This window comes from Rubripirellula lacrimiformis (assembly GCF_007741535.1).
In the GTDB taxonomy this organism is placed as follows: domain Bacteria; phylum Planctomycetota; class Planctomycetia; order Pirellulales; family Pirellulaceae; genus Rubripirellula; species Rubripirellula lacrimiformis.
Genome location: NZ_CP036525.1, coordinates 6145866 through 6159419, shown reverse-complemented (window position 1 = coordinate 6159419; position 13554 = coordinate 6145866). Strand labels below are relative to the sequence as shown.

Annotated in this window: 9 protein-coding genes; 4 read left to right on the top strand and 5 right to left on the bottom strand. The window is 55.2% G+C overall.

Annotated elements, in window-relative coordinates:
• Nucleotides 1-310 precede the first annotated feature (310 nt).
• Both K227x_RS21565 and K227x_RS21560 read left to right on the top strand, forming a co-directional pair.
• The gene (locus tag K227x_RS21565; protein WP_145172807.1) at nucleotides 311-1507 is read left to right on the top strand and encodes an aminotransferase class V-fold PLP-dependent enzyme; all 1197 of its coding nucleotides are present in this window, start codon (nucleotides 311-313) and stop codon (nucleotides 1505-1507) included.
• 11 nt (nucleotides 1508-1518) lie between these two features.
• Nucleotides 1519-2754: a glycosyltransferase family 4 protein gene (locus K227x_RS21560; protein ID WP_145172805.1), complete on the top strand. Its 1236-nt coding sequence runs from the start codon at nucleotides 1519-1521 to the stop codon at nucleotides 2752-2754.
• Here K227x_RS21560 and K227x_RS21555 read toward each other — a convergent pair.
• The 4 genes from K227x_RS21555 to K227x_RS21540 form a co-directional block, all read right to left on the bottom strand.
• The gene (locus tag K227x_RS21555; RefSeq protein WP_145172803.1) at nucleotides 2717-5656 is read right to left on the bottom strand and encodes a G8 domain-containing protein; all 2940 of its coding nucleotides are present in this window, start codon (nucleotides 5654-5656) and stop codon (nucleotides 2717-2719) included. The genes K227x_RS21560 and K227x_RS21555 overlap by 38 nt on opposite strands.
• 163 nt (nucleotides 5657-5819) lie before the next feature.
• Nucleotides 5820-6932 (bottom strand): non-hydrolyzing UDP-N-acetylglucosamine 2-epimerase, encoded by a 1113-nt coding sequence (wecB, locus tag K227x_RS21550; protein ID WP_145172801.1) that lies wholly within the window; start codon nucleotides 6930-6932, stop codon nucleotides 5820-5822.
• A 342-nt stretch (nucleotides 6933-7274) separates the two neighbouring features.
• Nucleotides 7275-8243: an SDR family NAD(P)-dependent oxidoreductase gene (locus tag K227x_RS21545; RefSeq protein ID WP_145172799.1), complete on the bottom strand. Its 969-nt coding sequence runs from the start codon at nucleotides 8241-8243 to the stop codon at nucleotides 7275-7277.
• Nucleotides 8244-8533: 290 nt separating this feature from the next.
• Complete coding sequence (locus K227x_RS21540; protein WP_145172796.1) at nucleotides 8534-9877, bottom strand: nucleotide sugar dehydrogenase; 1344 nt, start codon at nucleotides 9875-9877, stop codon at nucleotides 8534-8536.
• 850 nt (nucleotides 9878-10727) lie between these two features.
• On the opposite strand from K227x_RS21540, the gene K227x_RS21535 reads away from it, so the two are divergent.
• Together K227x_RS21535 and K227x_RS21530 are read left to right on the top strand one after the other, a co-directional pair.
• Complete coding sequence (locus K227x_RS21535) at nucleotides 10728-11066, top strand: hypothetical protein (protein WP_145172794.1); 339 nt, start codon at nucleotides 10728-10730, stop codon at nucleotides 11064-11066.
• Nucleotides 11067-11124: 58 nt separating this feature from the next.
• Nucleotides 11125-12000, top strand: coding sequence for a PEP-CTERM sorting domain-containing protein (locus K227x_RS21530; RefSeq protein ID WP_145172792.1), 876 nt, complete (start codon nucleotides 11125-11127; stop codon nucleotides 11998-12000).
• Nucleotides 12001-12089: 89 nt separating this feature from the next.
• Here K227x_RS21530 and K227x_RS21525 read toward each other — a convergent pair whose 3' ends face one another.
• The gene (locus K227x_RS21525; protein ID WP_145172790.1) at nucleotides 12090-12845 is read right to left on the bottom strand and encodes a class I SAM-dependent methyltransferase; all 756 of its coding nucleotides are present in this window, start codon (nucleotides 12843-12845) and stop codon (nucleotides 12090-12092) included.
• Nucleotides 12846-13554 lie beyond the last annotated feature (709 nt).

The window sequence follows — 13554 nt, the reverse complement described above, 5'->3', positions numbered from 1 at the left end:
CCAGTGACCTCACGGCAAGCGGCTCACCATTACCGTTGAAAGTTCGGCTAAAACAACAAGCCGATGGCGTCAAACTGTAGCGAGATAAAGCAATCAATCCCCACGTTTTGGGCGATTTTCCATTGCTGAACTCACCTGAAATTTCGACCTAGGCTGTGGGATCACCGAAAGTCTTGGCGACTTCCGCTACGAAATGCCCTACAGCGTTTGTCGAAACGGCTCGCCCCCAACTAAATATTCGGTGGCCACTAGGTTGTGAATCTATCGGCAAGGCTGAAAACGTTCCCGCTCCACACTTAAGAACCTTGTCATGCTCGATCTTGCCGACATTCGCGACCACTTTCCGGCCCTGAATCGAAAGATTGCGGGCCGACCCGTCATCTACCTCGACTCGGCGGCAACCTATTTGAAACCGCAGGCCGTCATCGATGCGGTCTGCGCGTGCTACGAGCAAACAGCTGGTACGGTAGGGCGGGCAGTGCACGTGATGGCGGATGACGCGGCGGACCGGTATGCGGAAGGCCGGCAGACGATCGCCGACTTTATCCATGCAGAGCCCGACCAGATCGTTTTTGTTCGCAACGCGACCGAAGCTATCAATCTTGTCGCGTCTAGTTTGCCGGCGGGAACGGTCGTTGTTGGGTCAGAGGGTGAGCACCACAGCAATCTACTGCCGTGGCGCCATCGCCACGACTTTCACGCACTGCCCACGCTCGACGATGGTAGCATCGAACTTGATGCAGCATCACGGCTGATCAATGCGGGACGTCCAGAACTGTTTGCGTTCAGTACGATTGGAAATTCGTTTGGGAACCGTCAGCCTGTAGGTGAATTGACACAAATCGCTCGGCAGGCCGGATGCGATGTGCTGCTTGACGTCAACCAATCGATCGCCCACGAACCGATCAACGTCCGCGATCTGGATTGCGACTATGCCTGTTTCTCGGGGCACAAACTGGGAGGCCCGACGGGACTGGGAGTGCTGTACGCCAAACGTGCCCGACTGCGAGCATTGCAGCCTACGTTGTACGGCGGCGGGATGGTCGACAGTGTTGATCGCGCGGGGTGCGTGCTGGCCGAGACTCCGATGCGTCTGGAAGCGGGCACCGCCTGCTTCGAAGCGGTGATTGGGCTAGCCGCTGCTTGTGAATTCATCAGTGACATTGGGTTTGACGCGATCGAGCAAGGCGAACGAAGGCTAACGGCGCGGTTGCTTGATGGGCTCCGATCGATACCCCAAGTAAAGGTTCGCGGACCGGAGCTGGCGGCAGACCGCGGCGCGATCGTGGCGTTTCAAGTGGACGGCCTTGAAGCCCATGGGGTCGCACGAATGCTTTCGAACCGCGAAAACGTGTGCGTCCGCAGTGGATTTCACTGTGCCCAGCCTGCGCATGAATCCCACGGTTGGCGACCCACGGTGCGGGCCAGCCTGGGGATCTACAATACAGCCCGCGAGATCGAGACATTGATCGATTCACTGCATCGCATTACGCTCAACCTAACTTGAAAAATAGCCGCATGCGAATTCTTTATCATCACCGCACCCTCGGCGACGGTGCCGAGGGCATCCACATCCGCGAAATGGTCGCTGCTTTTCGGGAGCTGGGGCATGAGGTGCGGGTGGTGGCTTTGGTGGGCGAAACTCCGTCGCGTCAGCCCGAACGAGAAACCACCAGCGAGACCGCGCAGCAGATCTCCAGTCAGCCAACCGATCGATCGCAGCAGCGATGGTCCGGGGTCAGTCGCTGGCTTCCCGGCGTTGCGTACGAAATCGCCGAACTGGGCTACAATGTGTTTGCAAAACGACGCCTTCGCACAGCGGTGGCGCAGTTCCAACCAGATTTCATCTACGACCGTTACAACAGCTTTTCATCCGCAGCAGTTGACGTGGGGCGCGGCATGGGGGTCCCAGTTTGCTTGGAGGTCAATGCCCCAGTTGCTTTGGAACGAACCATGCAATCGGAAAAACGTCGGCTAAGGATGGACCAGCTTGCCATTCGCTATGAGCGGTCAATTTGCTGCGCCGCTGATCGTGTTGTCGCTGTCTCCACACCCCTGAAGCAGTTCCTCGTTGACGAACGGGGCGTGCCTGCGGATCGCATTCTCGTGCTTCCTAACGGAGCAGATCCGGACAAGTTTCATCCTAAATGCTGCGGCGCCGAAGTGCGAAGATCGCTCGGCTTAGTCGACAAAACTGTCATTGGTTTCCTAGGTATTCTTCGCAACTGGCATGGTATCGACCTACTAATCGACGCATTCGGCCAGTTGGCGAAAACCGATTCTTCGATCCATCTTCTGATCATTGGGGACGGTCCGATTCAACATGACCTAGAGGCGATCGTTGCCGATAAGCACTTGGAAAACCGGGTGACCTTCACCGGTCGGGTTGTCCACGCGGCAATTCAATCTCATTTGGCTGCGATGGATATCACGGCTAGTCCAATGGCAACTTTCTATGCATCGCCTATGAAAATTTTAGAGTCCATGGCGATGGGCATTCCAACCGTCGCTGCAAACACTGCCAATATCCGCGACGTGATTGAAGATGGCATCGACGGAGTGCTATTCGCACCCAACGACGCCGGATCTCTTGCAAAGGCGATTGCGTCTCTCATCAATCAGCCAGAGCTAACCGCGAAAATAAAGCACTACGCTCGACGTAAGATTGAGACCGACCGTAATTGGGTGTCCATTGCCGGGGAAGTAATCGATTCGCTTAAAAAAGTTGTGGACGAAGATCCTCGCCGTCGATAACTGAATCGATTTGATCGAACAGGATGATATCTTCGCCCAGGCCGCCTCGCAATTTATCAATGCCTTCGCCGCCATCGAGCCAGTCGTCATCGTCGCCGCCGGAAAGTATGTCGTCACCTAGTCGACCAAACAAAATGTCATGACCACTTTGCCCTGCAAGTAGATCGTCCCCATCGCCGCCGTCAAGACGGTCATTTCCGTTCCCACCGACCAAGACATCATCTCCCAATCCCCCGCTAATGAAGTCGTTTCCTTCTCCCCCTGCCAGGACGGGGTCCGAACCACCGCCTCCATCAATCCAGTCGTCACCAGCACCAGCACGAATTCGATCAGCACCATCACCACCGAAGATGACGTCATTCCCGTCGTTTCCTTGTAGGACGTCATCGCCACCGCGTCCATCAAGGAAATCGTCGTCGTCGCCACCGAGAATCGAATCATCGCCGCCGCCGCCCAGGATTGTGTCCCGTCCTGCACCGCCTAACGCAACTAAACGCACATTTGTGTCGTTGACAAACAGATCATCGCCATCGCCGCCGAAAAAGGTAAATTGATGAATCCCTTCGACCGGTATCTGGAATTCCTGCGAGTTGATCGTGAACAAAAATAGGTCGTCGACAACTCTCACCGCAATTGAGTCGGATGATTCACCCGAGCGAATGATCAACCTGCCATCGCTGGTTTGATTCCACTCGACAGGCAACCGCGGTACTACACCGGGCGGAAGATCGCTACTCATCGTTCCAGCGATCAATATCCCGGTATCTTCATCCCAAACATTCGCTGTCTGCTCGGGCATTGAAGCAGCGATCTTACTTACGTGCGACGGTAAGAATGAGACATCGCTCAAGAAGATGGCATCGGGGTCTGCCTCCCGAGGAAAAGCTATATTGACATAATTGCGAAGTGTCACATCGTGCAACTGCATTCCTTGGTCGCCTGCGTTGATCGGAGCGACAATCCCAAAATTCATCCCCTCGATCTTAACGTTCTTCCCAACGTGGTTGTAATTTTCATACGTTACGTTTCCCATCCAAATCCCCGAATTGGCTCGGGTATCAAAAGTGAATGGACTACCTTCGTTACGGCTAGAAACCGAGGGATTGCCAATCACGACGAAGCCGTCAACGCCTAAATTCGCGTCGTGGTAAGTTTTCAGCCCGTCATGCGAAACATGCCAAGCGAGGAAATTGCGAACGGGATTCGGAGCGTAGTTATCAATATCAAACTGGCCTTGAGACCAAGAGAACCAAAGACCTCCCTTGCTTGAGACCGCCTCGTTATCTTTGAAAACGTCCAGTTGGCGATGGACTTTTGATATATCCGGCGTTCGATAATAGCCGTTGAAGTTAAACCCGTAACCAACGGCATCGTATACGGTGTTGCCAATGAACTCGCCTTCGGAAGCGCGAAGCCAGAAGCCGGAACCGTCATTTCCAATTTCAATAAACCGTTTTCCGACCGCATCCTTCGCCTCAACTGCGCCGGCGCGAGGATCGTCAGTTTGATGTCCACCATTGACCTGTATCACCAGATTGTTTTCAAAACGGTTTCCGGTTTCATTGCCTGACTCCGTTACGATTCCTGCGCCGTCGACATCGTAAACAATGCTGTCTCGGATGGTGCTGTCGTTTGTTTCATGGACAACGATGCCCCATTTCCTAGCGTCCCTGACGACGATTCCATCAACCATTGCAGGATGACTTAAGTGATGAAGGTGAACCGAATAGCGACCAGCGACGTTTCTACCAATTTGGACCAGATTCCCGGACGTTTCTGTCACCGTATCGTCAACGAACTCATCTGAACTTGTCCGACCTAATCCGACAAATTCCGCGTTTTCCAAATGGACGATCGCTCCGGCAGTTGCCGCTACATGGCCGCGCACGCCTTCCGGATTCTCACTGCGAATGCGAACGTTACGACTCAAGTTGGCAACATGCGCAAAACGGTTGATGTCAAAGCTATTCTCTGTAATACCGTAATGGTCATACTTTAATGCCGTTTCCGTTTGCACTTGGCCATTCTCAAGCGAGGCGATCAGAACGGTTTCCGATTCGTTAATCTGAATACCTTTCTTGGTAATGGGCGTTTGAGAGGTTTCCGGAAGCAAAAGCGTATCGCCGAGCGTCCAGTTTGCTGGAAGCGTTTGAAAGTCAATTTTCGTAGCTCCACTTTCAAGATCGGCTTGACTTCGGACATGTGCTGTTTTTTCGGCACCGTAGATGTCTAGCCCTCCAAGAACAATCAGCCCGTTTCCCCACTGAGAGGGATCAATGCCCGGGTTTTCTACCGTGCCTGTCTTGAAATGATGACCGTCGGCTTGCGGCGTGTCGGTGAAGACGATCTCCGCTTTGACATTGCCTTGGATTGGTTGACCGGCCGTACCGATGGTCAGGCTGCCGTGGGGCATCACCATGATCTCGTTCAGCCATAACGACGTCGGCGTGTCGGTCGCGAATTTAAGATGACCACTGATCTCGATCGCGTCGATCCGCACATCACTGTCAACATCGTAAATGACCGTTCGTCCCTGCGGCACCGAAACAATGGCGCCCGGACCTGGTATTTCGCTGTTTTGCCATGTTGGTGGATCCGACCAGTCGCCGTCCGTTACCGCGATGAATGTGGGATTCGCCGCGAATCGTGGAATACGATCGTGATGGGTGATGACTTCTGTGGGGGTTACCGTCACACCACTGTGCGACATCTGCTCGCCCATCGACATTGATAGTGCGGATATCGGCAATGCTGGAACATTGATAGCTACTGCGGCAGATACCTGCCCCGATTCATCTAATGAAACTTCGCCCAGCGATAGGTTTCCGGCAAGTAAACGCCGAGACTCGAGGGATTCAACGTTCAGACGACGCGCTTGACTGCGCCGGAGGGCAATGTTCATGCTGGAGACACGACCTAAAGAGCCGCGATAGTGGGTATGTTACGAAAGAGAAGGCAGCCCGCAGATAACCCTGGTCGAACCAGTGGATCGGCTGTAGATCCTCCCCATTTTACCTGAACCCCTACGTCAGGTGCAATGCGCATATACCCTCGTTTGCTTAACGCTAATGGTTCGCCACAAGCTGTTTAGCGATTCGGTCGGCGGCGTGCCCATCCCAAAGTTCGGGGCAGTGGCCGACGTCGTAATTACCGGTCAGGACCTGTTGCAGTTGCTGCTGCAGCTGATCGGCCGAATTGCCGATCAGGACACCGCTGCCGCTGTCCACGGTGATCGGCCGCTCGGTGTTCTCCCGCATCGTCAAGCATGGCACGCCCAGCGCCGTGGACTCTTCCTGCAGTCCGCCGGAATCCGTCACGATTACCTTGGCCTGCGATGTCAGTGCCAGAAAGTCCAGGTAACCCATTGGGTCGACCAAATGGATCGAATCGCAGCGATCCAGGATGGGACTGAGTCCAAATTGTTCGATGCGGCTTTTCGTCCGCGGATGCACGGGAAAGATCATCGGTAATTGTGACGACATCTCGACCAGCACCTTCAACAACGCCGACAGTATCTCTGCGTCGTCAACGTTGGATGGTCGGTGCATGGTGATCACGCCGTACTGACCGACGCTTAGCCCCAGCGACTGGAGTGTCGATCGCTTTTGGGCCGCCGGCAAGTGTTGCAGCAGCGTATCGATCATCACATTGCCGACCAGGTGCAGTCGTTCGGGTGGATGCCCTTCCCGGCTTAGATTTTCAATCCCCGCCGGTTCGCTGCAAAACAATTGGGTCGATATCGAATCGGTCACCAGCCGATTGATTTCCTCTGGCATCCGACGGTCGAAACTTCTCAATCCCGCTTCCACGTGGGCCACTGGCACATGCAATTTTGTCGCCGCGATGGCCGCCGCCATCGTCGAATTGACATCGCCGACCACCACCATCTGATCCACGGGCTGGCCGTCGGTCGCGGACGTTTCAATCCACCGTTCAATCGCGACCATGACCTCAGCCGTCTGCGCCGCGTGGGAACCTGATCCGACTCCCAGCGAAACATCGGGACGGCGGATGCCAAGATCCTCGAAAAACACGTCCGACAGATTGTGGTCGTAGTGCTGACCGGTATGGATCAGCGAGGTTTTCACCTCGGTATATCGATCGAGTGAGCGTAAGATCGGTGCGATCTTCATGAAGTTGGGGCGAGCACCGGCAACCAATGCGAAGTGTTTTTTCAAAGTTCAGCTTTTCTAGTTTGAGTTAGCGAAACCGTTCACGGCCCGTGGCACCGGTTATGACTTAAGCAACGAGCGATCAATCAATGTCGCTTGCTTCCCCACTCTCTCTAACTCTCTCCTCCGCAAACCGCTGCACGGCGGGGGAGAGATGACTTAAACGCGACACTTATTGGTCGCTCGTTGCTAACTTGGGAATGGGCCTCTGCTGCCACGCGAATCCCACTAAGACGCGGCGCGATCATCTCGCGGAAACACTCTAGCAAACGTTCGTAGTATCGGTCTTTAGCCGGATTGTTTTGGCGATGGGGCGGGATTCCGCCTAAAGACGGTAATACAAACGGTTCAGGGCAGCGAGATTTGAGACGACCAAGGTTGGTTTTCCCGGTACCAGTCCACACAAGCCGCTAGCCCATCGTCGAGTCCGACGCGGGGTTTCCAGCCAAGGACTTCGGCGGCCCGCGAGACGTCGGCTTGAGTCACCTTGATATCGGCTTTGTGGAACTCGCGATGTTCCAGCTTGGCTTTCTTGCCGATCAAATCCTCTAGCTTCGCGATAATCTCCAATAGCGAAACCGGATTGTTGCCGCCGCCAAGATTGAACACCTGGTATCCCACGTTCTTGATCGCCGCGATGGTGCCGCGGGCAATGTCGTCGACGTAGGTGAAATCGCGAGACTGGGTGCCGTCGCCGAACAGCTCGATGGGCTGTTCACTGGCGATCCAGTGAATGAATCGAAAGATGCACATGTCGGGGCGTCCCGCCGGTCCGTAGACCGTGAAGTAACGGCAGACCGAAACGTCGATGCCATACAGATGGTGGTGTGAATGAGCCAGCATCTCGGCACCCTTCTTGGACGCCGCGTAGGACGAAATCGGCGTGTTAACGGGCAGCGTTTCTGAAAACGGCATTGGGCCACCGGCATACAACGAAGACGTCGACGCCAGCACGAACTTTGGCGTGCCCGTCCGCTGCATTGCTTCTAGCAAATTCAGCGTTCCGATCATATTCGTGCGCACATAAACGTGGGGGTTTTCCATGCTGTACCGCACCCCCGCCCGCGCCGCCAAGTTCAACACCGCGTCGAACGGCTCGTCAAACAGGCTGTCTACATCAGCGGTGTTTTCAATGTCCATCCGCCGGAACGTGAACCGCTGATCGGTCAATGAGTCGACACGATGTTGTTTCAGCGAAACATCGTAGTAGTCATTCAGGTTGTCGACGCCGACGACCTGATGACCTTGCTGCAACAACATCGCAGCAACTCGCGAGGCAATGAAGCCTGCGCAACCGGTGACAAGATAACGCGACAAAACGAGACTTCCGAAGGATGAGAGATCGTGGAGTTTGTAAGCAGGTAGTTAGGAGTCGTCCGGCCCATTGGCCGTTTCGGCCGCAAGCGGCCTGTTGATTGAGTCGAACTTTCGACAGCCATTGTGAGCCGCTGGCCGTAAGGCCACGGGAAATCGGGGATGCCCGGCCGCTTACGAGAACGTCCGGCTTACAACAGCCTCGGAGAGGCGAAAGCATCATGCCGGTGGCCTCGGCCACCGAATTTGGCATCCCCCCAATGATTTTCTCGGCTCACTCAATCAACAAGCCGCTAAGTCTTGCGGATCTTTTCGCGGCCGACGGCGATTCCCTCCGTCGCGTTGCGAGTGTCGATCACCAAGTGCGAATGTTGGACGATGGTATCGTAATCAAAGTCGGTATGGCCGGTGGCGATCAACACTGCGTCCTGAGAAGCCAAGAACTCGGCAGACAATTCTTCCGACTTCATCGCGGGCAAATCATAATGCCGCATCGCCGGTAACTTCGGCACGTGCGGATCGCTGTAGGTGACCTCCGCGCCCATTGCCAGCAACCGAGTCAGCAGGTCAAACGATGGACTTTCCCGGGGGTCGTCAACGTCTTTTTTGTACGCGATCCCCAGCAAGCAGATTTTGCTGCCGCGAATCGATTTCGAAAATTCGTTCAAGAATAGGCTGGTTCGTTGGACGACATAGTCGGGCATCGATCGATTGACTTCACCGGCCAATTCGATGAACCGCGCGTTGAGTCCTTGTTTTCGAGCCAACCAAGACAGGTAGAACGGATCGATCGGGATACAGTGGCCGCCCAATCCGGGGCCCGGATAGAATGCTTGGAATCCGAACGGTTTGGTTTTCGCCGCGTTGATGACTTCCCAGACGTCGATGCCCATCGCATCGAACAGCACCTTCAATTCATTCACCAACGCAATGTTGACGGCTCGGTAAATGTTCTCGAGTACCTTGGCGGCCTCGGCGACCTCGCAGCTGCTGACAGGCACCGTGCCGGCGACTGCCGCGTCGTAGAGTTTGCAGGCGACCAGAAGGCTGTCGTCATTGATTGCGCCGACGACTTTGGGGATTCCCGCGGCGGAGAAGTCCGGATTGCCAGGGTCTTCCCGTTCGGGGCTATAAGCGACAAAGAAGTCATCGCCCGCTTTCAGCCCCGATCGCTCTAGGATCGGGATCATCACGTCGCGGGTTGTCGTCGGGTACGTGGTGCTCTCCAGCACCACCAGTTGACCCGGACGCAGCGTTTTGGCGATCTTTTCGCACGTCGAGATCACGTACTTCAAGTCGGGATCGCGAGCATCGTCCAGCGGCGTCGGCACACAGATCAGCAACACATCCGGCTCGCTCAACCGGCTCATGTCCGATGTTGCGTCGAAACGTTGTTGGTCGTACCAGGCTGCGATCTTGGAGTCAGCGATGTGCTTGATGTAGCTGGTTCTCGCTGCCAATGCGTCGACTTTGGTCTGGTCGACGTCGAAACCGACGCATGAAAACTGTTTGCTAATGAAAGCGTCCAGCAGTGGTAGCCCGACATAACCGAGGCCGATTACCCCGATTTTAGCGGTTCGATCAGTGATTTTGTCGACAAACTGGGTGGCGGCGCTGGCTTGTGTGGCGGTAGTCAATCGAATTGCTTTCGTTCAAATGCCCGGTGAAGACGCCCCCTGTCCTAGGGGCACGATCGAATATTCTACGTGCCGCTTTTCGGATGAAAACCACTAGTACGGAACAACGCCCAAAATTTTTCACGGCCCGTTCGGCCGGCTTCGTAGTGGAACTCGCCAAGAGTTTCGGCCAACCGACAAAACGAAACACATGGCGGCTTGTTGCTTAGTCGTTTTCCTGAACTTCGCGTGCAAATCCTAACCCGCTGCGTGAGCGAGGGATCCCATCGAATCCCTCGCTCACGCAGCGGGTTACTCAATCAACAGGGCGTTGACGGTTTGTCGGTTTAGTCGAAACTTCACCGGCAATGGTGAGCCGCTGGCTGTGAGGCGACGGGAGACACCCAGCCGCTTACGAGAGCGTCCAGCTTACGACAGGCTCGGAGAGGCAAAATCATCCTGCCATGGGGGCGGGGCCCACGGATTCAGCGTTACCACCGCCCCCTCACCCCAGCCCTCATCCCCCTGAATAATCGAAGCTCCACTTCGATAATCCAGGGGGAGAGGGGGCAAAAGAAAACCAACCAACCGCAGCATCTCCCCACCTCGTTTTGCCCCCTCTCCACCTCGTTGAACGCGAGTTCCGCTCGCGTTCAACGTGGGGGAGAGGGTTGGGGTGAGGGGGCGATATCTTTACCTCTCCGAAGCTGTTGTAAGCCGGACGTTCTCTTGCGCGTCGCGGCTCACTAAGCCGACAAGCCATTGGCGAGTTCCGCGACGTTTCAGCAGGACTTGCTGATACTCCCGGAAATTTCCTCAGAATCCGAATTACCGCTTGCTGTCTCAGTCGGGGGGGGGTAGGATTGCCGTCATGAACCCTCGGATCTTCATCGCCGTCGCCCTTTTGTTGCTTGCCAGCCCGCTGGCGAGTGCAGGGGTGATCGTATTCGAGGGCGATGCTCCGACTGCTGTGCAGTCCACGTTTTCAATGGCGGGTGATGAACTGGTCGACGCGCCAGCGATTCAGGACAGTGATGGACTGGACGCTTCGATGGCGGTTTCGACGCCGACGACGGTAGTCGTCCTGGCCGCGATTGCCGCGGACCGCGTCATCGTGCCCACGGCAAACGAAATGCCCGAGCGATTGAGCGTCGCCAACGCGACGCTGCCGCCAACCCCGCTTCTAGACCACCTTTTGAAGCCCTCTTAGCGACGTATGCGTGTGCGCGTTGGTTTTTAAGAGTTTTTCAATCAAAAGGTATTATAGAATGTTACGTAAATTTTTGTGCTTGGGCATGCTTGCCCTGTTTGCCGTTCCTGTTCAAGCAGGTGTTTTTGGTAGTGCTTTGATCACCACGACTGGCATGCGTGTCCAGCGTTCCACTAGTCCGACTGGCACCTTCACGAACGTGACGGGTGCGGGATTGACAGTTGTTTCATCGACGCTTTTTGCAGTCAATACAGCGACACTTAACGGCGTGGACAATCAGCAGTTCGGTAGCTTCCCCGTGCCAGTTCCAATCTCGGATACGGTTCAAGCTTTCATCACATCCGGAGCCGAAACCGCGCCTGCAGAGAACACGTTTGCGCAAACGGTTCCGATCCCAGCAACATCAGCTTTTGCAAGAAGCGACACGCTTACGACCGGGTCGCTAGTCGCTCCGGGGGGGCTGAACACTTACTCCGTTGCTGAAATTGAAGCAGCTGATTTTAGTGTCGGTGACTCCGTCAGTTCGTCCCTCGGCTCGAGCTCGATTTTTCTCACTGTCGCCCAATCGGGTTATTACCGACTTGCATTCGATGCGACCATCGACGCGGTTGTCAACTCGATCGCGCCTCCAGCGAATCGTCTTGCCACTGCATCCACTGCGTTGTCCATCCAAGTGAATGGCGCTACCGTTACTTTGGATGACCCTAGCTTGGTAGGTGTGTCCCTGAGTGGGAACGCAGACACGGGGCCCCTGACATTTACGGGCATCACCACAGGGGCTGTTTTCCTTAGCGGAAACACTCTGCACAGTTTGAGCATTAGTCAACTGTCAACAGCTAGCTTGGCAGCCGTCCCAGAACCTGGAACGCTTCTTGCGTTTGCCGGCCTTTTTGCGGCTGGTGTTCTGCACCGACGCCGACGCCACCTTAGCTAAGGTGTGACGTCCTGCTGAGTTTCCTGTAATGGGAATGAAATCACAGCCATGTCGGTATCTTGCCGACATGGCTGATTTCGTAGGTATGGTTACTTCGGGGGGGCGATTGTAAAGAGCCAGTTTTGGTCCGCGAAGGTGTCTGCGTGTATCGAGATTTGGCCGCCTAAGTTTTCTACTTCGTTGCGAGTTAGGAAGTGATAGCGTCGGTCCTTCGCGTAGCGTTCAATCAGCACGTTCGGAATGACGCAAGTCGCGAATCTTGCCATGTCAATGATTCCCTGGATGAATGAAACCTCCATCAAGTGGCCGCGAAGGATTTTGGTTCCCCGTGCTCGGCGTTTGGGGGTTGAGACAACAACTACGCCCGATTTTTTGACAACTCTTAACATTTCAGACACGAGGTTTTGTGGCGAATCAACTGCATAGAGAGCGTTCGTACACACAATGCAATCAAATTGTGCATCTGAGTACGAAAGCGGCGTATCGAGGTTACCTTGGCAGGCATCGAAGTCAGGAACTCGTTTCTGTGCCCTCGCCAGCATTTCGTCGCTAAAATCGATCCCACTTAGATTTGCGTCAGGGCGACTTTTTCTTAGCTCTTGAAGAAGAGCTCCGCTTCCGCACCCCATGTCGAGAATCGATTGTGCAGAATCTGGTACGAGCGCAGCCACCGCGTTGATCATGCGCTTGTGCGGAGCGAGATTCTCGACGGATCCGTAGAACTTGGCGTACCAATTCCAGAACCTTTTTGCGGGACTGGGACGGCGTTTGGTGTTAGCAAGTTCGGTGCGTAAAAGTGGGTTTGCCAACTGCACTTCTGTAGCCATCTGAAAACGCCTCAACATGGTAGGTTCCTGAAACTTTGCCGTTCCCTTGTTAGGAAGATTGGGCCGGCACGCCGTCGACGCTGTAGCTTTGCGATACGAAACGAAGGCTTACGCAAAGTTCGCTGGCGACGGTGTTGAGAAAACGCTAGGTCATGTTTTGGGGGGGCGTGAGATACGATCGACTGCAGAACTTTTGATAGGGCGGTTAAGGGGTGTTGGTTATCGGGATGTTGCCGGTTGTTAGGGGAGGGCCGCACGATCTCAAAGGATCGCGTGTTGGATTGCCCACGTGTTGGCTGGAGTAAACGGTGGCAGTGGAAACGGTGGCAGTGGAAACGGTGGCAGTGGAAACGGTGGCAGTGGAAACGGGGGAATTGGAAACGGGGGAATTGCAACTGGGCCAGCTTTCCGGCACGGCCGAGTCAAGGCCAGGCACTCCTTCGCGCGCGGAAAATTTGGGGAGCGAACCCTTTGGCAGTCACGAGGCTGCGCGTTCACTGAACTGCGGGGTTCGTCCGCAATCATCCATGACAGGCCACCCTTACGCCGCGATGGTGTCGACGGATCAGGTGACATGGAGATTGCCGATGTTGGCATTGAGTGCTATCGCCGCAGATGCTGGCGGAACGAAGTCGGCCTGCTTGAAAAGATGGCAACCCGATGCGTAGGCATGGTATGGGGCCGCAATCCCCTCGCATACCGTCGGGTTACGCTAAAGTCTGGTGCA